Here is a 26,311-nt window from a genome sequence, read left to right on the forward strand (position 1 = left end):
GGGCCGGAACGCCCCACCGCCGCCCGCAGCAATCGCCCGCCGCGACACACAGGACAAGGAAGCCGAACGCCTCGCCGCACAGTGGCTGCGCCGCGTCCCCGACGAACCGGCAGGGCTGCTGCGCCGCAAACTCGAACTCGAACACCGCCGCCGCGAAAGTGGCGAAGTGGAGCGGCCATGGTGAGATCCGGCGGACTCCCTGGCGCAACGACGCTCGCGCTGGCGTGGCTGGCCCTCGCGGTCGCGCTGATCATCGCCGCGCCGCATCCGGCCTACGCCGAAGCGGGGGGCGACAGCGCACGGCCCGGCCAGGCCCTGTGGGTCGAAGCGGAACTGCAACCGGACGCGCTCCACCTCCACGCACAGGCGCGCTACACGCTGCGCCTCTACCAGGCCGTGAGCGTGCGCGAACTCGCCTTCCATGCCCCCGAAGCCGCACGCGCCGAGATCCGCCCGGCAGGCGAAACCACCCGCGAAGAGACCCGCGCCGGCCACCGCTACCGCGTCACCGAACGGCATTACGCCGTCTTCCCGTTCGCCAGCGGCCCGCTGCAGCTCACCGGCGGCCACGTGTCGCTGCGCACCGATGACGATTCCTCGCCCATACGCCGGATCGACGCTCCACCCCTGAACCGCCAAGTCAGCCCTGTGCCCGCCGGCCATTCGCCGCAAGAATGGCTACCCGCCCGTGCCCTGACGCTCACCGAAACCTGGCCCCCGGACGTGCCGCAACTGCCCCCGGGGCAAGCGCTGCGCCGCACGATCCGCATCGAAGCCACAGGCGTCGCGGCGGCACAGATTCCGCCACTCGCCCCCGGCGCGGATGGCTTTTCCCTGCATCCGGCACCTCCCCGCCTCGAAGAACGCACCGAAGACGGCTGGATCACCGGGATCCGCGAACAAACCTGGCTGCTCGTGCCCAGACAGGGCGGCGATTTCACGCTCCCCGCCTTGCAACTGCCGTGGTGGGACCCTGTCACCGGGCAGGCGCAACAGGCCACGCTTCCGGCGCGACCGATCACCGCCACGGCGCCACCCGGCGCCGCCGATCCGGCGGCGACCGAGCCGGACGCCCCCGCCGCTGCACTCGCCCCGACCCGGATGAGCGCTCCCGCAACTACCCGCGACGCAAGCGCACACACCACGGCCACCACGCTCCTCATCGCGATGGCGCTGCTGGCCGCCAGCGCCCTCCTCCTGCACCGCTACCGCCGCACCGCCACGCTCCGCGGCCTCCGCCGCGCCTGCCGCAACAACGACCCGACCGCCGCCCGCGCGGCCCTGCTGCAATGGTCCCGCGAAATCGGCATTCCCGGACCAGACAGCCTCCTCGCGCTCGCCCGTCATCTGGGCGGCGCCGCAGCCCACGCCGAACTCGCCGCCCTCGACCGCCACCTCTACGGCGATCCGCGCCAAGCATGGAACGGCCGCCGGCTCATCGCCGCACTGCGCAGCGAACACCCCGATCTTGCCCTTTTCCGCCTGCAACTATCGGGAATGACCCGAGGCAAGCCTGCCCTCCACCCGCAAGCAATGGTGGAAATACCAGATACATGCTGTAATTACCCACTGCGTGAGCCCGTCAATACGCCCGCGCCCTCCGGACCACGCCGGCCGGAACGAGCCATTTGCCCTGAAGTGATGTCCGCGCCGATCGAACATGCCCCCCCTCTCGACGTGCTGATGGTCAGCACGTCGTATCCGTCGACGCTCACCGACTGGCGCGGCCTCTTCATCCGCCATCTCTCCGACGCGCTCGCCCGACGCCGCGACCTCGCACTGCAACTGTGGGCGCCGCCGGGCGATTCGCACCCCGCCGTGCGCGCCGCCGCAACGCCGGCCGAGTCGGCCTGGCTCGCCGCGCTGATGCAGAAAGGCGGCATCGCCCACCTGCTGCGCAACAGCCCCCCGCAGGGGATGGCCCACGCACTGCGTCTGCTGCAATTCCTGCGCAGCACCTACGCGCGCAGCCGCCAGGTCGATGTCTATCACATCAACTGGCTGCAAAACGCCCTGCCGCTGCCCGCCAACGGACGCCCCGCGCTGATCACGGTGCTGGGGACCGACATGCAGCTGATGAAGCTGCCGCTGATGGCGACGCTGCTCCGGCGTGCGATGCGCGGCCGTGCCGTGGCGATCTGCCCCAACGCCGAATGGATGGTTCCCGAACTTACGGAACGCTTCGGCGACGTCGCGACGGTACGCTTCGTCCCCTTCGGCATCGACCCCGGCTGGTACGCGATCGAGCGAACTTTCGCACCCAACGCCCCCGCCCGATGGCTCGCCGTCACGCGACTCACGCGCGGCAAGCTGGGGCCCCTGTTCGAGTGGAGCGAACCGCACTTTCGCGACGGCACGCGCGAGTTGCACCTCTTCGGGCCGATGCAGGAAGAGATCACGCTGCCCGACTGGGTGCATTATCACGGCCCCGCCGCGCCCGCCCAGCTGATGGGCGAGTGGTTCCCGCACGCGCGCGGCCTCATCACCCTCAGCCAGCACGCCGAAGGCCGCCCGCAAGTCATGCTCGAAGCGATGGCCGCCGGCCTGCCGATCATCGCGTCGCGCCTGCCGGCCCACGAAAACATCGTCTTCCACGATGGAACCGGCGCGCTGTGCGACCGACCGCAGGACGTCGCGACGGCGCTCGAACGCCTCGAGGCACCCGACGCCAACCTCCGCGCCGGTGCCGCCGCCCGCGCCTGGGTCGCACGCGAAATCGGCACCTGGGACGACTGCGCCGCCCGCTACACTGCGCTTTATCGCCAACTCCTCGACGACGGCAAGGCATGAACGACGCGATCCTGCTCCTCGGCGCACATGGCTTCGTCGGCAATGCGCTGACCCGCGCACTGGCCGCTGCCGGCGCTGCCGTCGTCGCCGTCGGCCGCCACCCGGGCGCCGCTGCCGCTCCCGGGATCACGACGGTCCCCGCCGCCTTCGCCGAGCCGGCGCAATTCGCCGAATGGCTGCCGCGCTGCCGCGCAGTCGTGCATCTCGCGTCCGCCTCGACGCCGGGCAGCAGCGCCGGCAAGCCGCTGTTCGAACTCGACCGCAACCTGCGTCCCACCTTCGCCCTGCTCGAAGCATTGCAGACCCGTCCGCAGTGCGAACTGCTCTACCTGTCCTCGGGCGGCACGCTGTACGGCGACGCCGAGGTCAGCCCCGCGACCGAGCGCCACGTCATCCGCCCCAAGTCCTACTACGGCGCCGGCAAGGCCGCCGCGGAGCACTTCATCACCGCCTGGAGCGCCCAGTTCGGCGGTCACGCGACGATCCTGCGCCCGTCCAACCTGTACGGTCCCGGCCAGAGCACGCGCCAGGGCTTCGGCATCATTCCCACCGCCTTCGACGCGCTACGCGAAGGCACCCCGCTCACCGTCTGGGGTGACGGCAGCACCGTGCGCGACTACCTCTACATCGACGACTTCGTCGCCCTCTGCCTGGCCATCCTCGCCCGCCCGATGCCCGCCGGCACCCAGGTCCTGAATGCCTCCAGCGGCGCGGGCCTCAGCCTCAACGAACTCTTCGCGCACATCGAGAACGTCGCCGGCCGGCCCCTGCAGCGCCACTACGTCCCCGGCCGCAGCGTCGACGTCTCACGCATCGTCCTCGACGCCAGCCGCGCGCAACACCACTACGACTGGCACGCCGGCACGCCGATCGAAGCGGGCCTCTCCGCCGCATGGCAGTGGCACACGGCCGCGACATGACCACCCGCCCCGTCTGCTCCGTCTGCATCGCCAACTACAACGGCGAAGATCTCCTCGCCGACTGCATCGACTCGATTCTCGCACAGGACTGCGACTTCCCCGTCGAGATCCTCCTCCATGACGACGCCTCCACCGACCGCTCGCTCGAACTGCTGCGCGAACGCTATCCCCAGGTCGAAGTCATCGCCAGCACCACCAACGTCGGCTTCTGCATCGCCAACAACCGCTTGGCACAGCGCGCGCGTGGCGACCACCTGCTGCTCCTGAACAACGACGCCGCCCTCGCCCCGGACGCGCTGCGCACCCTCCACGAGCACGCCTGGCAACAACACCCGCGCGGCATCCTCACCCTGCCGCAATACGATTGGGAAACGGGCGAACTCGTCGACCGCGGCTGCCTCCTCGACCCGTTCTACAACCCGGTCCCCAACCTGGACCCGGCCCGGCACGACGTCGCGATGGTGATCGGCGCCTGCCTGTGGATCCCGCGTCAGCTGTGGCAGGAGCTGGACGGCTTCCCCGAATGGTTCGAGTCGATCGCGGAAGACATGTACCTGTGCTGCCGCACGCGCCTGGCCGGCCACCCGGTGCAGGTCACCGACAAGAGCGGCTATCGCCACCGTCAGGGGCAAAGCTTCGGCGGCAATCGCGCCACGACAGGACGCCTCGCCAGCACCTTTCGCCGCCGCCGACTGAGCGAGCGCAACAAGACCTTCGTGCTGGCGATCTGTACGCCGGGAACATGGATGTGGCTTCTGCTCACGCTGCACCTGCTCGCACTCGCCGCCGAAGGCGCCGCACTTGCCCTGCTCAAACGCGACCTGCGCGTGTGGCGCGAAGTGTATGCGAGCACCTACCGAAGCCTGCAAAGCGAATTCGACCACCTCAAGTGCAGCCGCGCGGCGGCGCAGGCCACCCGCCACCGCGGCACGCCTGCCTATCGGAGCGGTTTCACGCTGCTGCCACGCAAGCTGCAGATGCTCTTGAAGTACGGGATCCCGGCGCTGCGCTAGATGCGCCTAGGCCCGCCCGCGAAACAACGCGCGCAACCTTGCCTGCGCGGCGATGAGCTGCTCGCGCGTCAGGCACAGGAGGCCGCGGTATCGGATGTATTCGGCGACCATGCGCCTGAACTCCACCGGCGACACCACGAGGCCCGGGTAATCGTGCGTGCTCGCAACACGCGCATACGAGTCGCCGAAAACCGCGCTACGCTTCGTTCTACCCGTGAAGATCCTGTAGCGCGAGGTCACCTTCGGAACGAAACCGAAATCACATTTCGTCGAGTACTTGACCCACAAGGACCAGTCTTCATAAAGATCCAACGCCTCGTCGAAGCCGCCCAGCTCCTCGTACAGGGAGCGCGCGAACAACACCGACTGGATCGGAAGAAAATTCTTGTACCACAGGAGCACGCGGGAGAACTCCTGCCGGTACGGCACTGCCACCGCCCCGTCGGTCCAACTGCCATCGGCGGCGTACACGGAGGTAATCTCCTCCGCGAGCGCATAGCTCACTTTCAGGCCGTTATTGACCGCGTGAGCGACCAGCACCTCGACGTGATCCGCGTACAGCTGGTCGTCCTCGTCCAGAAAACAGATGAACTCGCCGCTGCAGTGGGCGAGGCCCAGGTTCCCTGCGGCGGCCCTACCGACGGCACCGCCAGTCTTGACGTACACGGCTTCCCGTCCGGCAGCGACGGGCAGGTTTTCCACGATCTGCCTGCCCTGCCCCTCGCCGTCGTCGACCACGACAAGCTCGACATTGCCGTAGGTCTGGTTCCAGGCTGTCTTTATCGCCTCCGCCAACATCGCCGGGCGGTTCATGGTTCGAATCACGATCGAGACCTTGGGCTTCGCTGCAGCCGCTTCGATCGCATAACGTCCGCCGGGCCGATGCCGGCAGTATCGCCAGCGGTCAAATTGCGGACGGGAAGCCGGCGACGTATTCGCCGCGCAATCGGCCCGGAACGCTGCGGCACGCCCGACGACCAGGGACAGCACGCGGTGAACGGCGATCCGCCTGCCCTTGAGGAAGAAATACAGACTCTCGCCCAACAACCAGAGTATCCCGCGCACGGCAACGAGCGCCGAACCATGCTTGAGACGCAGGAGGATGTTGTTCGCCCGGTCGTACACTTCCTGCAGCGGCTTCTGCCCGTGCATCCCCACGAGGTCGTCATGAAACACGATGCAGTCGGGGAGGTAGCGGATTACCTTCCCCTTGCTGCGCAGCCGAATCGACAGGTCGACATCCTCGCCATACATGAAGAGACGGCCGTCGAACCCCCCGACGTCAAGGAATGCCTCGCGCGACACGCAGAAAGCCGCGCCCGAGAACCACGGCGTCTCGAGCGAAACCGGGTCGTATTCCTTCGGGTGCTCATACGGCCGATGCGCCAATTCCAGCACCGCCGTCGCGGGCCCTGCGCGCCGGATCGCCTGTGCTGCCCGCGTCAGCGCGCCTTCGCCGATCCGCAGGTCCTGGTTGAGCACGACGTACCAGTCCTTGCCGGTACCCTCGATCACCTTGTTGATCGCCGCCCCGAAACCGAGGTTGTTGCCGTCGCCCCCCATCACGACGACCTGCCCGCCCTCCACGCCATGTGTCGATCCCGCCCCGGCCAGGGGCGAGTTGTCCCACACGAAAACCTGAACCTCCCGGACAGCGGCGTTCAGCTCGCGGAGCGAGGCACGCACCAGTTCCTGCAGGGACTGGAGGTCCGGCTTGTAAGCGACGATCACGACGCCGATTGAAACATCGCGCTCTTCAGCCATTTCTGCGCATGCACCACGTAGATCCCACGAGCGTGGAAAGGGGAACCCCTCGGTATGACGCCCAGACTGCCGACCAGAACAATAGGCCGCTCACTTTTCCTTCACCGCCCGAAAAGTCAGGAATTCGCGCTGCCCGGGAACGAGCATCTCGCAAGCCTCCGCCAACACATCCGACACCTTCGGTCTGCCCTTCCGCGATGCCGTCAGGACGTCCTCGCTACGGCCGATCGCCTCACTCGCGGCAAAGATGGAGTACAGCACCAGCCCACGGAACTCCTGCGAAATACGCGAAAAGCCCGCCTTGCGCAAGGCGGCGCGCAACGAATCCGGCGTGAACAGCACGAGATGCCGCGGCGGCTCCAGCCCGCGCCAGTCCGGTCCGTACAGGCGATGCCCGAGGCTCGCGAGATTGGGCGTTTCAAGCCACAGGCGCCCACCGGGCTTCAGGAGACGGTGGATCCGCGCGAGCATGCCGATGGGATCATGAACATGCTCGATGACATGACTCGCAGTGATCACGTCGTAGCGTTCGCGCACATCGTCGAACAGCTCGATGCCGCCGTGGCGGACCTGCAAACCCTCTGCGCGGGCCGCACGAACGGCCTGCTCGTCGAAATCGACCCCCTCCGCGCGCCACCCCATTTCACGCGCCACCGCGAGGAAGCGGCCGTTGCCGCATCCCACGTCGAGCAGCGCCCCCCCGCCCGCCGGCGGGCGGGCCAGATGGCGGCATTCGGCATCCGCCGCCGCACGCAACGGCAGCAGCAGCGGGATGAGCAGACGGCCCGCCGTCCGCGCGGGATGGCGCGCAAGGCCGTAACGGCTGTTCAGATAGCCGTTGAGCCAGTCGTGCAACAGCGCTCTGATCATGCCGATCCGGCGGATCGTCGGCGCGTTCTGGGCACAATGCGTGTAATAGCTTGAATACGCGCGCCCGATCGTCGCACGATCCGGGCGCGGTGCCAGATAGGCCGCGCCACACCCCCCGCAGCGATACATGTTCCAGCGCCCGGGCGCAACGCGAAAGATCCGGTCGGTCAGTCCGGCGTGCAGCAGCGCCCGTTGCCCGAATCCGCAAACCGGACAACGCTCGACCGCCTCGCACTCTGACTCGGGCCACTCGGCAACATCGAAAGGGTCAGCTGCGGCGATGATCGGCCTCCCTGGGTTTGGCAAACAATCGCTGACGGCCGAAACACCACAGCGTTCCGGCAAGGGCCAGCGCGACGACCGCGGCAAGCGCCCAGCGCAACGCCGGCGCCGTCACCATCATGCATGCTGCCAGCAGTGTCATGCCGCCAGCAATGCGTATTCCCGCTTCCCGCAGAACGCCCCTGCAATCCGGCTCGAAACGCGCAGCCGCAACGAACAGCAGGACCGTGTCGATCGCAATCCGCGCGCACCAGGCCAGCGCGGCTCCCAGCACGCCGAATTGCGCCACTGCGGCCACGAGCAGCAGCGCATAGACCGGAAACTCCAGCAGGTGCAACTTCGCGGTCACATCTGAACGACCTGCCGACTGGAGCATCGCGTAGGGGATGTGCGCGAATCCATTCAGGAACACGCCCAACAGGAGCCAGCGGGCGATTCCCGCCCCTTCGCTCGCCATCGATGCGTTCAGCCAGACGGTCAGCAATTCGTCGGCAAGCAGCATCGGGATAGCCACCAGCGGAAACCAGAGGACCGTCATCGCCGTCACGGCACCGCGCACCAGTTCGGCACTCTGCACCCGCGCCCCGGACCGCTTCGCCAGTTCCGGAAAGGCGGCATTGACCGCCCCCATCGGAAGCGCACCGAATCGCGATACCGCATCGAGCGGTACCGTGTACAACGCCACCACCGCCGGCGGCAGGATGCTCGCCAGATAGAAACGATCGGCAAAAACCATCAGCGGGCCGATCACGCTGGAAACCGACAACCATGCGCCAAAACTCACGAGCCGCCCGACCGCGCCCTCCGCAGCCCGGCGCTCGCGGCCGAAGTCGAGCTCCGCACGTGCAAGGTACAGCCAGGGAAGCAGCGCGACGATTCTTACGGCCGCCAGCGACGCGAGCGTGAGATCGAGACGCCGAGTCAGCACGGCCGTCACGCCGGGCACCAGAAAGGTCGCTGTGCCGAATGCGAGACGGACGACATTGACGACGGCAAAGCGCTGGAAACCCTCGAGGCAACCGACAAGACCCGTTGACACCAGTGCGAACGGCAGGGTCGCAGCCACCCAACGCAGGCCGTCCACCGCCTCCTCGCCCAAAAGTTGTTCGAATCCGAACACTTTGACGACCAGCAGCGGCACACCGAACCAGAACACGGTTGCCCAAAACACCCCGAGGGCCAGCAGCATGCCCAGTGCCTTGCGGACCAGCGCCGCCAGCTCGAACGACGCTGCCCCGCGTCCGTGCTCACTCGCGACAACCTGGGTCAACGCCCGACCGAGTCCCAGATCGAAGATGCCCGAAAACCCGATCAGTCCGATCGCGAGCGTAAACACGCCCAAGCGCGCGGCACCGAGCCCATGGAGCAGCATCGGGACCGCCAACACCCCCGCCACCGACGGAACGACGATTCCGACGATATTCCAGACCGCGTTACGCCCAACCGGAGACCTCATTCCCGGCCGGACGCCCGGGTAGATGCGCAGGGCCGCGCGCCGGCCGATCGGGCAGCGATATTGGTCATCATTTCGCTCTCCCCGCCGCTTGAGCGATACATCAGCTGCGTAATCTGCTCCGACACCAGCCCGATCAGGAAGGTCGTCACCGCCGAGGTCAACAGGAAGATGGTCGCGAGCGACAGGCGTCCGTGCAGGATGAACGTGTAGGCGTAGTAGCCCAGCCCCAGCAGTGCCTGCACCACCACCACCGGCGCAAACAGCTTCAGCGGCGAATACAGCGTCCCGATCTTGAAAATGATCAGCAGGAAGCGTGCGCCGTCCTTGAGAATCCGCACATGGCTCTTGCCGACCCGCTTCGCGGCCTTGATCGGGATGTAGGACACCGGATAGCCGGCGCGAAAGAACGCCATCGTGCTCGTGGTCGGGTAGGAGAAGCCGTTCGGCAGCAGGTGCAGGAACTCGCGAAAACGGTGCGCACGCGCCGCACGCATCCCTGAAGTGAGATCATCGATCCGGTGGCCGGTCATGTAGCTCGCCAGGCGGTTATAGAACCGGTTCGCCAGTCCGCGCCCAAGGCTCGCCTGCGAGCCACCGTCACGCGCGCCGACCACCATGTCGAAACCGTCGTCCAGCTGCGCCAGCAGACGCGGAATGTCGGCAGGATCATGCTGTCCGTCGGCATCCATGAACACGAGGATATCGCCCGTCGCCGCCCGCGCGCCGCTCTTGATCGCCGCGCCGTTGCCCATGCTGTAGGGGTGGGTGACGACCGTCGCGCCCGCGCGCTCCGCCTCCTCGCGCGTGGCGTCGGTGGAGCCGTCATTGACCACGAGGACTTCGGCATCGGGCAAAAGGCTCCTGATCCCCTCCACGACCCGTCCGATTACGGCCCCCTCGTTCTTCGCGGGCAGGATGACACTGAGTCTGTTCATGTTTCTTCCGGTGGAAACGGGCAGCCGCGCGGCCATTACCTCGTCATTGGGCGACAATGATAGCGCTCCCTGACAGTGCAAGCACGATTCATGCACGGATCCGCGAAGCGGGAACGATGCTTGCTTTTAGCCTCGACCACTCGAACAATCGCCAGACCGGCAACCGAACCTCTGCATTCGCACCCCGACACCCGTGCCCCTGCCGAAGCCCTCCCACCCGTCCTTCACTGCCCGCACGCTCGCCGCCGTCCTGCTGGTCGCGGTGGCGCTCCTCGCCTACCGCGGCATCGAGCTGAACGGCTTCCACTTCGATGACTGGCACAACATCCTCCTGAATCCCGCCGTCCATCTCGAACGCCTGACCCTGGGCGGCCTCATCGACGCCGCCCGCGGCGCGGCGCTTCCCCACCGCCCCTTCGCTTCGATCACGTTTGCACTCGACTGGTGGCGCGGCGGCGGAGACCACGCAGCCTACTTTCTCGCGACCAACCTGGTGCTGCACATCGCCACGGGCATCGCGGTGTTTGCGTTCCTCGTCCAGGCACTGGGCCGGGGCGAACCCGGCAGCCCTTCCTTGCGGACGATCGCCGCGGCCGGTCTCGCCGCCGCATGGTGGCTCGCGCAACCGATCCACATCCAGGCCGTGAGCTATGTCGTGCAGCGCATGACGGAACTCGCCGCCCTGTTCTCCGTCCTGTGCCTCTGGACCTATGTGCGGGGGCGCACCGCTCCCCGCGGACGCGCCGTGTGGTGGGCGCTGTCGCTGCTGAGTCTCGCGCTCGGCGCGCTGTCGAAGCAGAATGCCTGGATCACTCCCGCGCTTATCCTGATGGCCGAGTTCCTGATCGTGCGCCGGCAAGACCGGCTCATCGGGAACAGGCTGGACGCCGCCTTGCTCGCCCTCCCGGCGGTCGTCGGCGCACTGGGCCTCGCCGCCCTGCTCATCGACGGCCCTCTCAGGCAATGGGTCCTGCGCGGCTACGAATGGCGTGACTTCACACTCGCCGAACGCCTGCTCACCCAACCCAAGGTCGTGCTGTTCCACGTCTCGCAACTGCTGTGGCCGCTGCCGGACCGCTTCTCGCTCGAGCACGACATCGAAATCGTCCGTTCCGCCGCCTCGCCCCAGTTCTGGCTGCCCATGGGCGCCATTCTCGCCTGGACGCTCGGCGGCTTGTGGCTGGCACGGCGGCGCGAGACCCGGGCAGTGAGCTTCTTCGTCCTCTGGATTCCCGTCACGCTGCTGATCGAGAGCACCTTCATTCCGCTGGAGCTCGTGTTCGAACACCGCATGTACCTCCCGTCGGTCGGCGTGGCAGGCCTGATCGCGCTTGGGCTTGCACAGGCGCCACGCCGCGCCGCCCGGCTTGCGCCCCTCGCATCGGCCGCGGTCGTACTCGTCACCGCGTTCGGCATCTGGTCGACCCAGCAGCGCCTGCCGCAATGGCGCACCGAGATCACCCTGCTGGAGAATTCGACGAAGCACGCGCCGCGCTCGGTGCGAGTCTGGAACGAGCTCGGCCTGAAGTATCTGGAGAACGGGAACCTCGATCTCGCCCGCCGCGCGATCGACCGCGCCAACGAAATCGAACCCCGTTGGGGCGATGGCTACCCCTTCGTCAATCGCGGCGTGCTGCTGGAAGCGATGGGTCAGCCCGACAAGGCCCTTGCCGTGTACGAGGAAACCATTCGCCTGTTCCCGCGCCAGGTGCTGGGATACAACAACCGGGGGCTGATGCGCCTGCGCGCTGGCGAATTCGAACTCGCCATCCAGGATTTCGACCGCGCGATCGATACCGATCCCGCTTACGCGCCCGCCTGGACGAACCGCGGCACCGCGCAGGTACTGCGCGGCGACACCCAGGCGGCACTTCCCGACCTCGAACAAGCCGTCCGGCTCTCGCTCCGCGAGTCCATCGCCTGGCACTACCTCGCAAACATCTACACGGCGCAAGGACGCAGGACCGAAGCCGCCGATGCCCGGCTGCGTGCGTGCCGTCTCGGTATCGCCAAGGACTGCTCACAATAAGGCCACCATGATCGAGCACGCCGCCATGCCATCAGACACGCCCCTCGCCGCACTGATTCGGGCCGCAGCACGCGGGCGACACCTGCTCGTGATGCTCGCACTGGCCCTCCTCGTGGCGCTCGCCTACCACGGCATCGAGCGGAACAGCTTCCATTTCGACGACTGGCCCAACATTCTCGACAACACCGCGCTGCACATGACGCACTTCAGCGTCGGAGCACTCGTCGACGCCGCCCGCGGCGCCTTCCTGCCGCTACGCCCCATTCCATCGATCAGTTTCGCCATCGACTGGTGGCGCGGCGGCGGCGAGGCGGCAACTTTCCTCATCACCAACCTCGCCTTCCACATCCTGACTGCGTGGGCCGTCTTCGCCCTGCTGCTGCACCTCCTCGCGAAGAATGCTCCGCCAACGGCCCCGGCGGTCATTGCCTGCGGCGCGGCGGCCCTGTGGTGGGCCGTCCAGCCCATCCACGTGCAGGCGGTGAGCTACGTCGTCCAGCGCATGACCGAAATGGCTGCGTTGTTCGCGATCCTGAGTGTCTGGGCTTACCTGAAAGGCCGCACGGCAAGCCGTGCCAAATTGCCATGGTGGGCACTGTCGGTAGTCAGCCTCGCCCTTGCCGCGCTGTCGAAGGAAAACGCCTGGATCACGCCCGTCCTGCTGCTGATGGCCGAACTCCTCGTCGTGCGCAACGACGGAAAACTCGTCCGCAACCGGCGCGACGCGCTGCTGTTCATCATCCCGGCATGCATCGCACTTGCCCTGCTCGCCGACCTCGCGTTGAAGGGCCCTGTGAGCCAGTGGGCGCTGTCGGGCTACGCGACCCGCAGCTTCACCCTTGCGGAACGCCTCCTCACCCAGCCCAAGGTCGTCCTTTACCACCTGTCCCAGATCGCCTGGCCGCTTCCGCAGCGCTTCTCGCTCGAACACGACCTCGACATCGTGCGCTCCGCGACGTCAGCCGATTTCTGGCTCCCACTCGCGGCGATCCTCGCCTGGTGCGCCGTCGGCGTCGTGCTCGCCGCGCGGCGGGGCAGCCGTATCGCCGGTTTCTTCGTGCTGTGGCTTCCCGCCACCCTGCTCATCGAGAGTTCGCTGGTCCCGCTGGAAATGGTGTTCGAGCACCGCATGTACCTTCCTGCAGTCGGCCTCGCAGGGCTGGTCGCGCTCGCACTCGAGCGCGCAATACGCCACGGCGGCAAAGTTCTCCCCGCCGCCGCCCTCATCTTCGCCGCCGCCACGCCCCTCGCCGGGTGGTCGACCAGCACGCGGATCCCGCAATGGCGCTCGGAGGCGAGCCTGTACGAACAGGCGGTGCAGCGCGCACCGCGTTCCGCGCGTGCCTGGAACCAGCTTGGCATCGCCAACCTCGCCCAGCGTCGCGGCGAAACCGTCAGCCGCGACCGCTACCTGCGCGCCCTCGAAGCCTTCGACCGGGCCATCGCGCTCGATGCGAACTACGCCGCCCCGCTCACCAACCGCGGCGTCGCCCGCTACGTTCAGGGTGACGTCATCGGCGCGCAGTCGGACCTCGAAAAGGCGATCGCCATCTCGCCGCGCGAGGCCGCCGCCCAGCACTATCTCGGTGAAATCCACCAGCAAGCGGGCCGCTTCGCCGAAGCGCAGACGGCCCGCCGCCGCGCGTGCGCGCTCGGCGTAAGCATCGATTGCAACCGCTGACACGCCCTTCCCGATGCCCGACCTTCCCAGCCGGACCGAAACGCAGCGAACCCGATTCGCCCTGCTGCGGCTCTGCCTGATCGCGCTGCCGCTCCTCGCGATCGCGATCGCCTACCACGCGGCGCCGCAGAACGGATTTCATCTCGACGATGCCGAGAACATCGTGCGTCACGGCCCCATGCACGTCGCCGAACTGGATGTCGCGTCACTGAAACGCGCCGTGACCCAGGCGGTACTGCCGCAACGCATCCTTCCCAACCTCAGCCTGGCAATCGACTGGTGGCGCGGCAACGGCTCACCAGCGCCATTCCAACTCACCAACATCCTGATCCACGCCGCCACCGCCATGGCCGTGCTCGCCTTCCTTCTCGCGACCTTCCGGCGTGCCGGCATGCCCGAACAGGGCGCCTGGATCGCCGCCGCGACCGCCACCACACTGTGGGCAACCCACCCCATCCAGGTTCAGGCCGTCACCTACATCGTCCAGCGCATGGCGTCGATGGCGGCCCTGTTCATGCTCGTCACGCTCGTCGCCTACCTCCGTGCCAGGAGTGCTCCCCGCCACTGGCCCTGGTATGCCCTCGCCGCCCTCGCCGGCGTCGCCGCATGCCTGTCCAAAGAAACGGCCTACATCCTTCCCGCGCTGATCCTGCTCACCGAATACACGCTGTGCCGCGAACCCGGCGAGCGCATCACCTCGCGCCTCGACTACCTCGTCCTCGCGCTACCCGTCGCCGCGGGCCTCTACGCGGTGGCGGACCTCGCCGTCCTGCACGGCCCACTGTCGGACTATGTCATGCCCGGCTATGCGCATCGCGACTTCACCCCGACCGAGCGCCTGCTCACCCAGCCTCGCGTGATCTTCTTCCACCTCGGCCAGATACTGCTCCCGCTGCCCGACCGATTCTCCATCGAACACGTCTTCCCGAATTCGACAAGCCTCTGGCAGCCGTGGACGACGGCCGTCGCGATCGCCGGCATCGTCGCCTGGATCGCGGGCGGCATCTGGCTCGCCCTGCGCAGCAATTTCCCCGCTGCCGGCTTCCTGGTCCTCTGGGTCCCGGCAACACTGGCCGTGGAAAGCAGCATCGTCCCGCTCGAAATGGTGTTCGAGCACCGCATGTACCTGCCCTCGGTCGGGCTGGCCGGTCTTGCCGGCCTCGGCCTTCACCGTCTTGCCCGCACCCGCCTCCGCCCGGCGGCGTTCGCACTGGCCATCCTGTCCGTGCTCGGTTTCATGGCCGCGACGATCGCGCGCGTCCCGACCTGGCGGACGCCCGTAACCCTCTACGAACACGCGGTGCGCGTCGCACCCGGCGCGGCCCGCGCATGGACCAACCTCGCGACGGCCTACGAAGGTGAAGACAGGACCACGGACGCGATCGCGGCCTACACGAAAGCCCTGGAGATCGACCCCGGCCGTGCGATTGCCTATCTCAACCGCGGTTCGAGCTATCGCAAGCGCGGCGACCTCGCCGCCGCCGAGGCCGACTACCAACGCTTCGTCCGCCTCGAAGGTGGCGACTACCGCGGCCCCTACGCGCTCGGCAGCCTGTATGCCGCGGCGGGGCGATACGACGATGCAATCCGCTGGCTCGACCTTGCCGGCCGACTCGACGAACGCTCTTCCCTCCCGGCCCGCGAGCTTGCAGAGGTCTATTTCGCCATCGGCCGCCCCGACGCCACGATCCGCGCCCTCGAACAGGCCCGCGCCCGCGACGCCGCGATGGCCGACGCCCCCTACTTCGCGCTCCTCGGCACCGCTTACGGTCGCCTCGGCCGCTTCGACGAAGCCATCGGCGCATTCGACCGCGCACTGCAATTCGATCCTGCCCAGAGCGGAACACGCCTCAATCGAGGCTACGCGTACCTGCGCAGCAACAAGCCAGGGACCGCGCTCGCGGATTTCGACGCCGTGATCGCGCAGGCACCTGACATCGCGCGCGCCCACTATGGCCGCGCCGCGGCGCTGGCGCAGCTCGGCCGCCAGCGCGAAGCGCTCGAAGCGGCGCAGCGGTCGCGGACCCTCGACCCCGCCGACGAGCGCGCCGCCCGCCTCATCGGCGAACTCGGCACCACGCAGTAGCCCTAGCCGGGTAAAGGCCAAGCAAGGCTCCGCGCCGGGCCGCACACGTCGCCCGGCGCCGACCGCGATCAGCCTTCCTACGGCTTCACCGGATGGAACACGCGCGAAACATAGGCAATGATCGCATCGATTTCGTCATCCTTCAGCACCGATTTCCAGGCAGGCATCGACGTGTTCGGCAGCCCTTCCCGGATCGTGTGCGCCAGGCGCCCACGCGTCATGTCCTTCATGAACTTCGGATCGGTCAGGTCGCGGGGATGCGGCTCCATGAAGCTGCCGATCCAGTTCCGCCCCGTGCCGGTCGCGCCGTGGCAGAAGGCGCAGTTCGCCTGGAACAGGGTCTCTCCGCGCTTCTCGCCGGGCGTCAGGCCCGACACCTGCGGCACCACGTCATGCAAGGCATACGGACTGGCGCTCGCGATCGCATCGGCCTTGGTCGGCGGCGGTGCGTTGAAATCGCCCGGATCGAAATGGTTGCGCGGGTAGGACAGCGGCCGCCCCCCCCACACCGGCCCCGGATCCTCGGTCCGCGCGTGGTCGTGGCAGGAAATGCACGTCGACAGGAACAGCCGCTTGCCCTTTTTTTCGGTCGGACTGAGCTGATCCCACGGGCGATCGAGCGGAATAGCCCCCGTTGCGAAGGGAAACGCCACCTTGTTCCGTTCGTGGTTGGGCCAGCCGTTCTCGGGCGTGTGGTAGCGCGTATTCACCGCCTTGGCACGAATGAACTCCGCACGCACGAAATCCACGACGGTCTCGACGTCCCTCTCGGAGATGATGCCCTTGAAGCCCTTCATCGCCGTGCCGGGCTTCCCGTCACGCACCGCGGCGATCATCTGTTCACGGCTGATCGACTTCTCGTCGTCCTTCGTGAAGTCGCGCGGCTTGGGAGCGAGATACGTCGCCGCCAGCGTCTTCGCATCCCCGGAATAGCCGTGACAAAAGTAGCAACGGAAATTGTAGATCTTGCGCCCGGCCTCATGCCGGGCGTCCTTGCCTGCGTCGGCGGCAAACGCCGGCGCCGTGAACGAGGCCGCGGCCAATGCCGCGGCAAACCCGCCCAGCCAGATACGTCCGATCATTTCGCCTTGGCAGCCTTCTCACCGGAACGGATGAAACTCTGGAACACGTATTCCGAGACGTTGGCGATTTCCTGTTCGCTCAGCACCTTGCTCCATGCCGGCATCTCGGTCCCGTTGCGTCCGAAGAAGACGGCCGCGTAAATCGCCGGACGGTTCAACGTCAGACGCGAACGCTCCTGCATGAAATCCCGCGGCACCGGGCGAATGAAGTAGGCACGCGGCCCCTGGCCATCCCCCTTCACACCGTGGCATTCGGCACAATTCTTGTCGTAGAAGGCCTGTCCCTTGGCCGCATCGCCCTTCAGTCCGGACGGAAACGGCGCCCCCATGTCGGCACGTTCCCCGGGCGCCACCGGCTTGACTGCCGGAAGCGGTGCCGCGATCGGCGGGACCGGCGCCGCGCTGCCCGCAGGAGCGGGCACCGAACCCGTTCCGCCCGTCGTCCCCGAAGTCCCCGAAATACCCTTCACCAGGCCGGCCGAAATGGCCGCACCGCGGCTGACGATCTCGGTATGCACATAGTCGGCCAGAGCCCCGAGCTGCTCGGCATTCAGGCGCGACTTGAATCCCACCATTGCCGTCCCGGGCTTGCCCTCGGTGATGACGTGGAGGATGTAGTCGCGCGGCAGTGATGGCCCCGCCTTCGTCAGATCCCTCGGCGGAGGATTGAGGCTCTTCATCGCCCGCGAATTGCCGTCGCCCCGGTCCCCATGGCACACCGAACAATACTCGTGATAGAGCACGTCGGCCTTGATCGCGCTGCCGCTCGCGCCGAAGCTCAGCGCCACACCAACACCAATTGCACACGCGCGCAGGACCTGCGTGAATTGCTTGATCTGATTCACAAGATACCTCTAGGTCGAAAAACTTCAGCGTTGATGCAAGAACCGAACCGACCTGCTCTCGAAGGTGGCATGTGCATTGCTAGGGGTACCGATCCAACCACCTGCGGCGCCTCGGACCAGCATTGCGATTCAGCGACGGGACCAGAATGAAACATATCCTTGCAACGGCCGGCTTGGCACTCCTCGTCGTGACAGCCAATGTTGCAGCTGCTGACGGCAAGGCGGTTTATACTCAAATTTGCCGCGCCTGTCATGCAACGGGCGTGGCCGGCGCCCCGATCCTCGGTGACCGGGACGCTTGGGCGCCGCGCCTGCCGGCAGGGCTCGACGCATTGCAGCAGTCGGCACTTCGGGGCAAAGGCGGGATGCCGCCGAAGGGCGGCAACCCTGGGCTTGCGGACAGTCAGGTGAAGGCGGCAGTCGAATACATGGTTTCACTGTCTCGTTAGAAACCGCCCGGGCCAGGATCCCGAACTTGAGAACGGGTTCCACCGTTTGGAAATCCGGCGACGATATTGCGAGCGACAATTGCGCAGCGTGCTCACCACACCTCCTTCCCGCCTGATCGCAGCGATCACCACGCTGCTGCTGGCCTGCACGCTCCTCTGGGGCGATCTGGCGACAGCGCAGCGGATCGACATGCGCAACAGCAAGCACAACCTCACGCAGTCGCCCGACGGCACCCGCAGCGTCGACCCCCGCCAGATCTGCATCTTCTGCCACACCCCGACCCACGCCAACCCCGTCGATGCGGCGCAACCCAAATGGCAGAGCTCGGTCCCGGATGGCAGCACTTTTCTCATGTTCGACGACATCGGACGCATCGGCAAGGAAGGAAGCGAAGCCATCGGGTCGCAGTCGATCGCCTGCCTTTCCTGCCACGATTCTGCCCAGGCATTCGGAATCTCCGGCGGAAGCCTCGATCACCCGTTCGCGGTTCCCTACCGCGGCGCCCTGTCCCCCGAGCAGCGCCAGAAGATCCGCGAAGAGCTGAAGCAATCCGGCAAGCTCTTCAACCCTGGCAAACAAATCAAGTTCGACGACGACTTCCGCCTGGCCACCCGCGGAATCGTCGACAACCGTCCCGTATGGTGGGTATCCAAGGACACCGCTTCAGCCCAGCGTGGCCGTCTCGACGTCCCCCTCTATGTGCGCGTCGATCAGGCCGACCAGACGGAGATCCCGTTCGTGGAGTGCGCGAGTTGCCACGACCCGCATACCGTGCGGCCATTGTTCCTCCGCGCCGACAGCAACCCGAACGAACTGTGTCTCACCTGCCATGTCAAGTAGCAACCGGCTTCGCCGCGCACAGAAGCTGCTTGAGAATGACCGCAGTACTTTCCATTCCGACCATCCTTGCCCGATAAGCCGATGACTCTGTTCCCACGCCATGATGCGCCCCAGTCGGGCCCGCAAGCCTCCCGCACGCTTTCGCTTCTTCTCGCCTGCGTCTTCGCAAGCACTGTCGCTCTGGTCACGGGATGCGCCGAACTGGGCGACACCGGACCCGCTCGCGTCAGCGCCGGCCCCCTCGTATTCCCCGGGCCTCCCGACGAACCGCGCTTCGTCTATGAGCGCACGATCACCAGCTCGGCCGACGTCGAAATCGACAACAGCGACGATGCGTTCCGACGCATGGTCACGGGCGCCCAGCGCTCCGGCTACTTCCTCACGAAACCCTACGCCGTCGCCGTCCACCGCGGCCGGATTTTCGTCTCCGATTCTGCAGAGCGCGCAGTCAAGGTCTTCGACGTCGCTGCGGCGAAGTACTTCACGATCGGGAGCGAGGAGCCCGGCCAGCTCGTCAAGCCGCTCGGCCTCGACGTCGACCGCGCAGGACGCCTGTACGTGGCCGACGCAACACAGAAGATGATCATGATCTACAACCGCGACGGGAAATTCCTGCGCAAGATCGGTGGCAGCGATCTCTTCGACCGCATCTCCAGCGTCACGGTCGACCCCGCTGGACAACGCATCTACGTTGTAGACATCGGCGGCGTCAAATCCGAGAACCACCGCGTCCGGGTCTTCGAAACCGCCACGGGCCGCCACGTCATGGATATCGGCAAACGCGGATCCGGCCCGGGGGAGTTCAATCTCCCGCGCGACATGGCGATCGGCAAGGACGGGAGACTGTATGTCGTGGACGGTGGCAATTTCCGCGTCCAGATCTTCAATTCGGACGGCAGCTTCCACAGCAGTTTCGGAGCGGTCGGCCGACAACTCGGGAACTTCGCCCGGCCGAAAGAGATCGCGGCTGACAAGGACGGCAATGTCTACGTTGCCGATGCCGCATTCGGCAATTTCCAGATCTTCGACCCCGATGGCGAACTGCTGATGTTCATCGGCAACCGCTCGGAGCAGGGTGGTCCTGCCCAATACATCCTGCCTTCGGGGATCACTGTTGACGAGGACGGCCGGATCTTCTTCGTCGATCAGTGGTTCTCCAAGATCGACGTCTTCAGACCCTACAACCTGCCGGCCGATCAGGGCTTCCTCGTGAATCGGGCAACTGCTTCCAAACGCTGATAATTCGTTTCCCGAGATCAGGAATATCCCAACGTCACCTCCCTGATTTCAGTACCCCCCACCCTGCGCGGCGCAGTGAAAACCCTCCTGTGCCGCGCGCCAAACCCCCGCCACGCAAGCAATCTGCGAACACCACAACGTTTCGCAACACCCCCTGACGGAGGTGGACCGGAACCTGCTAATAGTGCTTGCAACAATGAATTTGGTTTTGAAGGTCATTGGTGGCGGGGTCCGGCAGCACAGGCAACCCCCTGCGTGACTAACAAACTGTTTAACCATCCATCGGGGGTTACCATGAAAAAAATCTTCAAATTGTCACTGACGGCCGTGGCGCTCGCAGTGATCGCCGGCTCCGCCTCGGCACAGACTACGGGCATCAAGAGCACGCCGCACAACCTGACGGCCGCGACTGGTACCGGTCCGAACCGGCAGAGCTCGACCGAACAGATCTGCGTGTTCTGTCATACCCCGCACGCTGCAAATACGAGCGCGTCCGCTCCGCTGTGGAACAAGGCCGTGCCCCCGAGCACCGGCTACACCACGTACTCGACCGCAAACTCGTCGACCATCGACGGCCAGGTGCTGTCAGTCGGCTCGGTTTCGGCGGCCTGCCTGTCCTGCCACGACGGCACCCAGGCGATGGACAACCTGGTCAACGCACCGGGCAGCGGCGGCCTCGTTGCAGCCGGCTCGAACCGTCCTTATACCTGGACTGTCGGCGCCGAAACGATCAGCGCGACCAGTGTCGCCAACCTGTCCAAGGACCTCACCAACGACCACCCGATCGGTATCCAGTACTGCGGCGGCGGCCTGAGCGGCAGTGCCGCGGTCGTCAGCGGCAACTGCAAGGACGGCGACTTCGTGCGGCCGGTCACCCAGAACATCAACAACACCCAGGTTTTCTGGGTCGATACGACGAACGCCGGTTCGCGTACGAAGAACGACATCATTCTCTATACGCGTACCTTTAGCGCCGGCGCCGGTCCGTCGGTGGAATGTGCATCCTGCCACGATCCCCACGTTCCGTCGAAAGGCAGCGACAACATCGCGTTCATGCGTGTGACGACCTCCGGCAGCCAGATCTGCCTGTCGTGCCACACCAAGTAAGTCGGGCATAGACCGCGGATCAGTACTGCGCACATTTGCCACACGAACGACGCAGCCGCGGTCACGAAAGGGGTCAGGCGACACAGTCGCCTGACCTTTTTTTTGTCACAATTGGGCATCATCACCAGCTTGCGCCACCTTCGGCCCGAATGGACACTGGCAGCCCAGCAGACGAGACCTCCTGATGAAAACGATCGCTTGCGCCGTTACCGGCGCTCTCGCCTCCATGTTCATTGCCTTTGGCGTCCACGCAGCCGATAGCCAGAAGGCAGGCGCCGCCGCGCCGACGCCGGCCGCGGCACAGAAACCGGCCGACCCGCATGCCGTGCCACCCTACGTCGCGGTCGTCAACGGCAAGGTGATCAGCTCCGCCGATTTCGATGTCGCGACCCGCGAGGCCATCCGCCAGAAGTTCTATCATGGCACGCCCCCCGAAGGGGAACTCGAACAACTTGTTCGGGATGTCGCCAACACCATGATCGACCGCATTCTTCTGGTCGAGGAGATCAAGCGGCGTGAGATGAAGCCCGACGCGAAAGCCGTCGATGACAAGATCGCAAACTACGAGAAGCGCTACGCGTCGAGTGCGCGTTGGCAGCAGGAGCGCGCACAGATTCTTCCGTCGCTGCGTCAACGCCTGGAAGAGGACGACATGCTCGCGGCCCTCGAGGCCAAGACGCGAAATGTCCCGCAGCCGACGCCGGACAAGGTGCTTGCATACTACAAGAAGCACCCCGAGAAGTTCACCGAACCCGAGAAGATGCGCATATCGCTTCTGCTGCTTGCAGTCGATCCTTCGTCGCCGACTGCCGCATGGGAGGCGGCGGAAACCGAGGCCGGCGCACTGCGGCTGAAACTCACGGAAGGCGGCACGGATTTCGCACAATTGGCACGAGAGCGCTCCAGCGATGCTTCCGCTGCCAACGGCGGAGATCTCGGTTACATGCACCGAGGCATGCTGCCCGAAGGCATCCAGGAAAAGATCGACAGCATGAAACCGGGCGACCTTTCCGTCCCCACCAGAGTGCTGCAGGGTGTTGCGTTGTTCCGCTATGAAGCCCTGCAACCGCCCAAGCACCACGACTTCGACACGGTAAAGCCGCGCGCCACCGACCTCCTGATGCGCGATCTTGGCGACGAGGCCTGGCGGAACCTCAAGGAACAGCTGCGGAAGAAGGCGAAGCTCGAAATGAACACGCAGCGTTACCCCGCTCTGGCCAAAAAGGGGCCGGCGACCCCGAAATAAGCTCGGCGGAATGTTGCGTTCGATACTCACTGGGAAAATGACGACGGCGGACCACGACACCTTCGGCATGGCGTCATCGGTCTGTCGCAGGCGCATTTCGCCTATCTGCGGCGGAGTGCTTCTTGGATTGACGGCTGTTCCGGCGATTGCCGCATCCGTTTCGCAAGCGGCGGAGCCCCCCTCGCAGCCTCGTCTGCGACTCGCAACGATTCTGGAAAGCCTGCATCAGGAACGCCCGACGGCCGCTGACGCCCAGTCAGCGGCTGTCGCCGAAACAGATGTGCCCAGCCCGGCGTCGGAACCTCCGCCCCTCGCTCTCAACTGGACATACCAGCTGCCCGGAGACGCTACCACACCGCCGGCAGCCCAGAATCTCGCGCCACCATCGAGTGGCAATCCGCCCGAACGTACGCAGCAGCCCGAAAAACCGAAACCGGGCGATAAACCGTCGAGTGGGGACGCACTCCCCATTCCGGCTCGACGCCCGACAAGCGTGAAAGCGGACGCACGAGATCCGGTCGACGACAAATCGGGCAATACGAGGCGCGAAACCGAATCACCCAGGACGTCGCCCGCACCGGTCATGGTTGCGGCCGACAACACAGGTTCAGCATCCCCCACCACCGGGTCGGATGCCAAGGTCGTGGGAGACGGGGACTTCCTGCCCGCCGATGAACTGAATGCCGAACCTGCCGTGGCAGATCTCCCCGTGCCCTCGCGAAACAATGGTTCCGGCGCCACGTCAGGTGAGGCCGCCGCATCCCGGAAGCGTTGGGGTATGGCTCCGGTACGGTGGGGGGGCACGCTGTCGGTGGGCCTCAGGCACAACAGCTCGGAAAACTCGACCGCCTCGACCGCCCAGGTGTATGAAGCACGCCTTCGCGCCAATTCCTATATCTGGAAGCCGTACATCGCGCTCGTTTCCGGTGACTTCGCACTCACCACGGTGCGTACCAAGGAGTCCGGCGACATCGCATCGAACAATCTGATCGGCACGTCGGTGACCGGTAGCGGATCGCTCAGCCTGTTCCCGCAGAGCCGGTTCCCCTTCAACGCCTCGTTGGCCGTGTCAGACAGCCGCAGTGAGGGCTCCTTTTCCGACTCCAACGTAAAGCAGACGCGCCTGTCGCTAAGGCAGGACTACCGTCCCCAGCTTGGGCAGTGGTCAGCCGCAGCCGGCTACGATCGCAGCGAGCTCACGGGAACCTTCGGATCGGACACCGTCGACCGCGTCTTCGGCAACTACTCGAATACGCTGGGGAAGCACTCCGTCAACCTCTCCGGCGACTTCTCGAACAGCCGCACGGTCGATCAGTCATCGAAAAATTACTTTCTCGGCGCCATTCACGGCTACAGCTTCAGCGACGAACTCTCCCTGAACACGAATGCGAGCATCACCGGTCAGCAGTTCGACCTCGGCAGTCAGGGTATCAGCAGCACCGCGAAGACCCAGAGCACCCAGATCTTCAGTTATGCCAACTGGACACCGATGGACTCCAAGTGGCGCGGCTCGGCAAACCTTCGCTATTTCCAGACGAGCAACACGATTCGCGGAGCGTCGTTCGAGAACCGGACCCTGGGCGGCGCGGCAAGCGCCACCTATCAGGCCAGCCGCAACCTGAATTTCTTCGGCACCGTCGGCCTCAACGTCGACAGCAACAGACGAACGAACTCGAACCAGTCGCTGGGCGTGAGCTATACCGGCGACCCGCTGCGCCTGGGCAGCTACGACTACACGTGGTTCTCATCTGCATCCGTCGCGAATGCAACCTCGGGTGAGGGCAGTGCCTTCCGTTCGCTGAACGGATCGCTGGGACATAGTCTGGTACGGAGCTGGCAGCTGAGCGAACAGACGTTGCTCAACGGCAGTCTCAACCAGTCGATCACGAATTCCCGCACCACCGGCCTGGGATCGTCAAGCACAACCACGCTCGGCCACGGGGCGAGCCTGAGCATGCAGGCCAACGCGGGAGACAGGCTCACGGGCTACCTCAGTGCAAGCTTCTCGGACAGCCGCACTAGGGGGGACGCAGCATCCAACTTCCAGTTGCTCAACGTCCAGCTTACCGGGAATTGGCGCATCGACGGAAACTCGGAACTCGACTCGAATTTGACCTGGCAGTGGTCGCGCCAGCAGTCCGAGAACCTCAATCAGCCGGTCGTCCTCATCGACGAGTTCGGGCGCCCGCTGTTTCGCGAGGACACGTCACGCACCGGCAACACGAGTCTCTCCGGCGGCGTCGGATACGGCCACCGTCGATTCCTGGGCATCCGCGGCCTGCGCTACCGGCTCGATTTCCGTGCCAACACGAACCGCGATGACTCGCGGCGTTTCGGCAATCCCGACGCCCTGCGCGAACAGGACCGTGCAACGCTGGATCTCGACCAGCGCCTGTTCTATCGGATCGGCCGCCTCGATACTGAGCTGCAGTACCGCATCGCCGAGATCGAAGGCCAGCGCAACCAGTTGATTTTCTTCCGGGTTATCCGGGAGTTCGGCTCGTTCTGAGGTCGATCGGCCGGACGTTATATTGCCGAGTGCAACCTTCTGCCCTGCGGGCCGACTAAATCCGATAATCTGTCGGATCGATCTGCCCGAACCGGGTGTGCTGCAACTATGTCTTTTCGCCTACGACGCACATTACTGGGACGTTTCCTCTGCTGCCTGTGCCTCCTCATGATGGCCGCCGCAAGCGCGGACGACCGCTCCTGGCTCCCTATCGCCAAGGATGGGCTGCGTGACCCCAACGGCCCGGCCGCGAAGGTGTTGCAGCAGCCCGCGGATGCGCTGACACCCCTCGCGCCGGACACCGCAGGCAATCAGGTACGCTGGGTCCGCGCCTTGCGGGAAGGGCAGATCAGTCCGCGCTCGAGCTTGCGCAAGCCTTTGAAAAGCGAAAGTTACGACAAGGACGTACTGTTGAACCTCAATGGGGGCATGCCGGTCGTACGCTTCCCTCACAGCATCCACAACGAATGGCTGGACTGCACCAATTGTCACGACCAGTTGTTTCAGAAGGAAAGAGGCGCGACGAAGATCAGCATGTTCCTGATCCTGCAGGGGGAACAATGCGGTGTGTGCCACGGGGCGGTGGCCTTCCCCTTGACCGAATGCGCCCGCTGCCACAGCGTGAAGCGGGCCGACGCGCTCGCTGAGCTCGAACGCGAAGCCGCGGCAAAAGCCGCCGCACAGCCCCCTGCACCCGCGGCAAAGCCCACGCCGGCGACGGCGGCGCCGGACGCACGCGGGCCCGCGCGCAAGACCGAGGGCAAATCGAAATGAGCGCGCGACGGACCTCGAAGTGGATCATCAGCGCCGCGCTGTTGTGTGCGTCGCTATTTTTTACAGCGCCGCACGCGACGGCGGAGTATGCTGACGTCGTTATCAATCGAGTGGCGGAAGCAGCCGGCATGCGGCCCGTGATCTTTCCTCACTGGTTCCACCGCATCCGGTTTCGCTGCAAGGTCTGCCACGCGGAACTCGGCTTCAAGATGCGGGCAGGAGCAAATCTGATCAAGATGACCGACATCATCGATGGCCGCTTCTGCGGGGCCTGTCATGACGGGGAAACCGCGTGGTCGGTCGAGAACTGTGATTTGTGTCATTCCGGCAAGGCAGGCCTGCCCCCGGGCATTTTTGGCGGCCACGAAACACTCGGACCTGGACGTTGGTGAA

General features: G+C 65.7%; 21 protein-coding genes. 15 read left to right on the plus strand and 6 right to left on the minus strand.

Annotation, left to right across the window (positions count from 1 at the left end; genetic code table 11):
- The 4 genes from GPA22_RS13085 to GPA22_RS13100 all read left to right on the plus strand — a co-directional run.
- Positions 1-184, plus strand: a 184-nt coding sequence (locus tag GPA22_RS13085; RefSeq protein WP_169256508.1) for a hypothetical protein, incomplete at its 5' end; no start/stop codon positions are given.
- On the plus strand, positions 178-2,790 hold the full coding sequence (locus GPA22_RS13090; protein ID WP_169256509.1) for a glycosyltransferase family 4 protein: 2,613 nt from the start codon (positions 178-180) through the stop codon (positions 2,788-2,790). The genes GPA22_RS13085 and GPA22_RS13090, both read left to right, overlap by 7 nt.
- Complete coding sequence (locus GPA22_RS13095; RefSeq protein WP_169256510.1) at positions 2,787-3,710, plus strand: NAD-dependent epimerase/dehydratase family protein; 924 nt, start codon at positions 2,787-2,789, stop codon at positions 3,708-3,710. Before GPA22_RS13090 ends, GPA22_RS13095 begins: the two co-directional genes overlap by 4 nt.
- A complete protein-coding gene (locus GPA22_RS13100) occupies positions 3,707-4,723 on the plus strand; it encodes a glycosyltransferase family 2 protein (RefSeq protein ID WP_211169109.1) in 1,017 nt (338 codons plus the stop codon). Before GPA22_RS13095 ends, GPA22_RS13100 begins: the two co-directional genes overlap by 4 nt.
- Positions 4,724-4,729: 6 nt before the next feature.
- Here GPA22_RS13100 and GPA22_RS22955 read toward each other — a convergent pair whose 3' ends face one another.
- The 4 genes from GPA22_RS22955 to GPA22_RS13120 all read right to left on the minus strand — a co-directional run bounded on the left by GPA22_RS22955 (position 4,730) and on the right by GPA22_RS13120 (position 10,087).
- Positions 4,730-6,487: a glycosyltransferase family 2 protein gene (locus GPA22_RS22955; RefSeq protein ID WP_169256512.1), complete on the minus strand. Its 1,758-nt coding sequence runs from the start codon at positions 6,485-6,487 to the stop codon at positions 4,730-4,732.
- Between the two features lie 90 nt (positions 6,488-6,577).
- Entirely contained in the window at positions 6,578-7,702 is a 1,125-nt protein-coding gene (locus GPA22_RS13110) for a class I SAM-dependent methyltransferase (protein WP_169256513.1), read from the minus strand.
- A complete protein-coding gene (locus tag GPA22_RS13115; protein ID WP_246264327.1) occupies positions 7,626-9,095 on the minus strand; it encodes an oligosaccharide flippase family protein in 1,470 nt (489 codons plus the stop codon). The genes GPA22_RS13110 and GPA22_RS13115 overlap by 77 nt, the downstream gene beginning before the upstream one ends.
- On the minus strand, positions 9,092-10,087 hold the full coding sequence (locus tag GPA22_RS13120) for a glycosyltransferase family 2 protein (protein ID WP_246264329.1): 996 nt from the start codon (positions 10,085-10,087) through the stop codon (positions 9,092-9,094). The genes GPA22_RS13115 and GPA22_RS13120 overlap by 4 nt, the downstream gene beginning before the upstream one ends.
- Before the next feature lie 136 nt (positions 10,088-10,223).
- Here GPA22_RS13120 and GPA22_RS13125 point away from each other — a divergent pair, with 136 nt between their 5' ends.
- From GPA22_RS13125 to GPA22_RS13135, 3 genes are read left to right on the plus strand one after another with little or no spacing between them, the layout of a single operon-like run.
- The gene (locus tag GPA22_RS13125; RefSeq protein WP_343036042.1) at positions 10,224-12,059 is read left to right on the plus strand and encodes a tetratricopeptide repeat protein; all 1,836 of its coding nucleotides are present in this window, start codon (positions 10,224-10,226) and stop codon (positions 12,057-12,059) included.
- A 7-nt stretch (positions 12,060-12,066) separates the two neighbouring features.
- Positions 12,067-13,740: a tetratricopeptide repeat protein gene (locus tag GPA22_RS13130; protein WP_246264331.1), complete on the plus strand. Its 1,674-nt coding sequence runs from the start codon at positions 12,067-12,069 to the stop codon at positions 13,738-13,740.
- A gap of 13 nt (positions 13,741-13,753) precedes the next feature.
- On the plus strand, positions 13,754-15,826 hold the full coding sequence (locus GPA22_RS13135; protein WP_169256515.1) for a tetratricopeptide repeat protein: 2,073 nt from the start codon (positions 13,754-13,756) through the stop codon (positions 15,824-15,826).
- A gap of 77 nt (positions 15,827-15,903) precedes the next feature.
- On the opposite strand, the gene GPA22_RS13140 is transcribed toward GPA22_RS13135, so the two are convergent.
- Together GPA22_RS13140 and GPA22_RS13145 are read right to left on the minus strand one after the other, a co-directional pair.
- Positions 15,904-16,908 carry a c-type cytochrome gene (locus GPA22_RS13140; protein ID WP_169256516.1) on the minus strand — a complete coding sequence of 335 codons (1,005 nt, stop codon included), beginning with the start codon at positions 16,906-16,908 and terminating at the stop codon, positions 15,904-15,906.
- Entirely contained in the window at positions 16,905-17,753 is an 849-nt protein-coding gene (locus GPA22_RS13145) for a c-type cytochrome (RefSeq protein ID WP_169256517.1), read from the minus strand. Before GPA22_RS13145 ends, GPA22_RS13140 begins: the two co-directional genes overlap by 4 nt.
- A 146-nt stretch (positions 17,754-17,899) precedes the next feature.
- On the opposite strand from GPA22_RS13145, the gene GPA22_RS13150 reads away from it, so the two are divergent.
- The 8 genes from GPA22_RS13150 (at position 17,900) to GPA22_RS13185 (ending at position 26,310) form a co-directional block, all read left to right on the plus strand.
- Positions 17,900-18,202: a c-type cytochrome gene (locus tag GPA22_RS13150; RefSeq protein WP_169256518.1), complete on the plus strand. Its 303-nt coding sequence runs from the start codon at positions 17,900-17,902 to the stop codon at positions 18,200-18,202.
- Between the two features lie 88 nt (positions 18,203-18,290).
- On the plus strand, positions 18,291-19,043 hold the full coding sequence (locus GPA22_RS13155; RefSeq protein WP_343036051.1) for a cytochrome c3 family protein: 753 nt from the start codon (positions 18,291-18,293) through the stop codon (positions 19,041-19,043).
- Positions 19,044-19,109: 66 nt separating this feature from the next.
- A complete protein-coding gene (locus GPA22_RS13160) occupies positions 19,110-20,282 on the plus strand; it encodes a 6-bladed beta-propeller (RefSeq protein WP_246264335.1) in 1,173 nt (390 codons plus the stop codon).
- A 294-nt stretch (positions 20,283-20,576) separates the two neighbouring features.
- Positions 20,577-21,389, plus strand: a complete 813-nt coding sequence (locus tag GPA22_RS13165; RefSeq protein WP_169256519.1) for a cytochrome c3 family protein — start codon at positions 20,577-20,579, stop codon at positions 21,387-21,389.
- 184 nt (positions 21,390-21,573) lie between these two features.
- Positions 21,574-22,635, plus strand: coding sequence for a peptidylprolyl isomerase (locus tag GPA22_RS13170; protein ID WP_169256520.1), 1,062 nt, complete (start codon positions 21,574-21,576; stop codon positions 22,633-22,635).
- A 493-nt stretch (positions 22,636-23,128) separates the two neighbouring features.
- Complete coding sequence (locus GPA22_RS13175; RefSeq protein WP_343036044.1) at positions 23,129-25,144, plus strand: serine-rich family protein; 2,016 nt, start codon at positions 23,129-23,131, stop codon at positions 25,142-25,144.
- A gap of 168 nt (positions 25,145-25,312) precedes the next feature.
- Complete coding sequence (locus GPA22_RS13180; RefSeq protein ID WP_246264337.1) at positions 25,313-25,918, plus strand: c(7)-type cytochrome triheme domain-containing protein; 606 nt, start codon at positions 25,313-25,315, stop codon at positions 25,916-25,918.
- Positions 25,915-26,310, plus strand: coding sequence for a c(7)-type cytochrome triheme domain-containing protein (locus GPA22_RS13185; protein ID WP_169256522.1), 396 nt, complete (start codon positions 25,915-25,917; stop codon positions 26,308-26,310). The genes GPA22_RS13180 and GPA22_RS13185 overlap by 4 nt, the downstream gene beginning before the upstream one ends.
- Position 26,311: the final 1 nt, after the last annotated feature.

The organism is Aromatoleum toluvorans (assembly GCF_012910905.1).
Taxonomy (GTDB): Bacteria; Pseudomonadota; Gammaproteobacteria; order Burkholderiales; family Rhodocyclaceae; genus Aromatoleum; species Aromatoleum toluvorans.

Excerpts from the sequence above, each read along its gene's own strand:
- GPA22_RS13130 (WP_246264331.1), top strand. The coding sequence starts at position 12,067 with ATGATCGAGCACGCCGCCATGCCATCAGACACGCCCCTCGCCGCACTG.
- GPA22_RS13150 (WP_169256518.1), top strand. The coding sequence starts at position 17,900 with ATGAAACATATCCTTGCAACGGCCGGCTTGGCACTCCTCGTCGTGACA.
- GPA22_RS13100 (WP_211169109.1), top strand. The coding sequence starts at position 3,707 with ATGACCACCCGCCCCGTCTGCTCCGTCTGCATCGCCAACTACAACGGC.
- GPA22_RS13185 (WP_169256522.1), top strand. The coding sequence starts at position 25,915 with ATGAGCGCGCGACGGACCTCGAAGTGGATCATCAGCGCCGCGCTGTTG.
- GPA22_RS13140 (WP_169256516.1), bottom strand. The coding sequence starts at position 16,908 with ATGATCGGACGTATCTGGCTGGGCGGGTTTGCCGCGGCATTGGCCGCG.
- GPA22_RS13095 (WP_169256510.1), top strand. The coding sequence starts at position 2,787 with ATGAACGACGCGATCCTGCTCCTCGGCGCACATGGCTTCGTCGGCAAT.
- GPA22_RS13165 (WP_169256519.1), top strand. The coding sequence starts at position 20,577 with ATGAAAAAAATCTTCAAATTGTCACTGACGGCCGTGGCGCTCGCAGTG.
- GPA22_RS13115 (WP_246264327.1), bottom strand. The coding sequence starts at position 9,095 with ATGAGGTCTCCGGTTGGGCGTAACGCGGTCTGGAATATCGTCGGAATC.
- GPA22_RS13090 (WP_169256509.1), top strand. The coding sequence starts at position 178 with ATGGTGAGATCCGGCGGACTCCCTGGCGCAACGACGCTCGCGCTGGCG.
- GPA22_RS13180 (WP_246264337.1), top strand. The coding sequence starts at position 25,313 with ATGATGGCCGCCGCAAGCGCGGACGACCGCTCCTGGCTCCCTATCGCC.
- GPA22_RS22955 (WP_169256512.1), bottom strand. The coding sequence starts at position 6,487 with ATGGCTGAAGAGCGCGATGTTTCAATCGGCGTCGTGATCGTCGCTTAC.
- GPA22_RS13135 (WP_169256515.1), top strand. The coding sequence starts at position 13,754 with ATGCCCGACCTTCCCAGCCGGACCGAAACGCAGCGAACCCGATTCGCC.
- GPA22_RS13170 (WP_169256520.1), top strand. The coding sequence starts at position 21,574 with ATGAAAACGATCGCTTGCGCCGTTACCGGCGCTCTCGCCTCCATGTTC.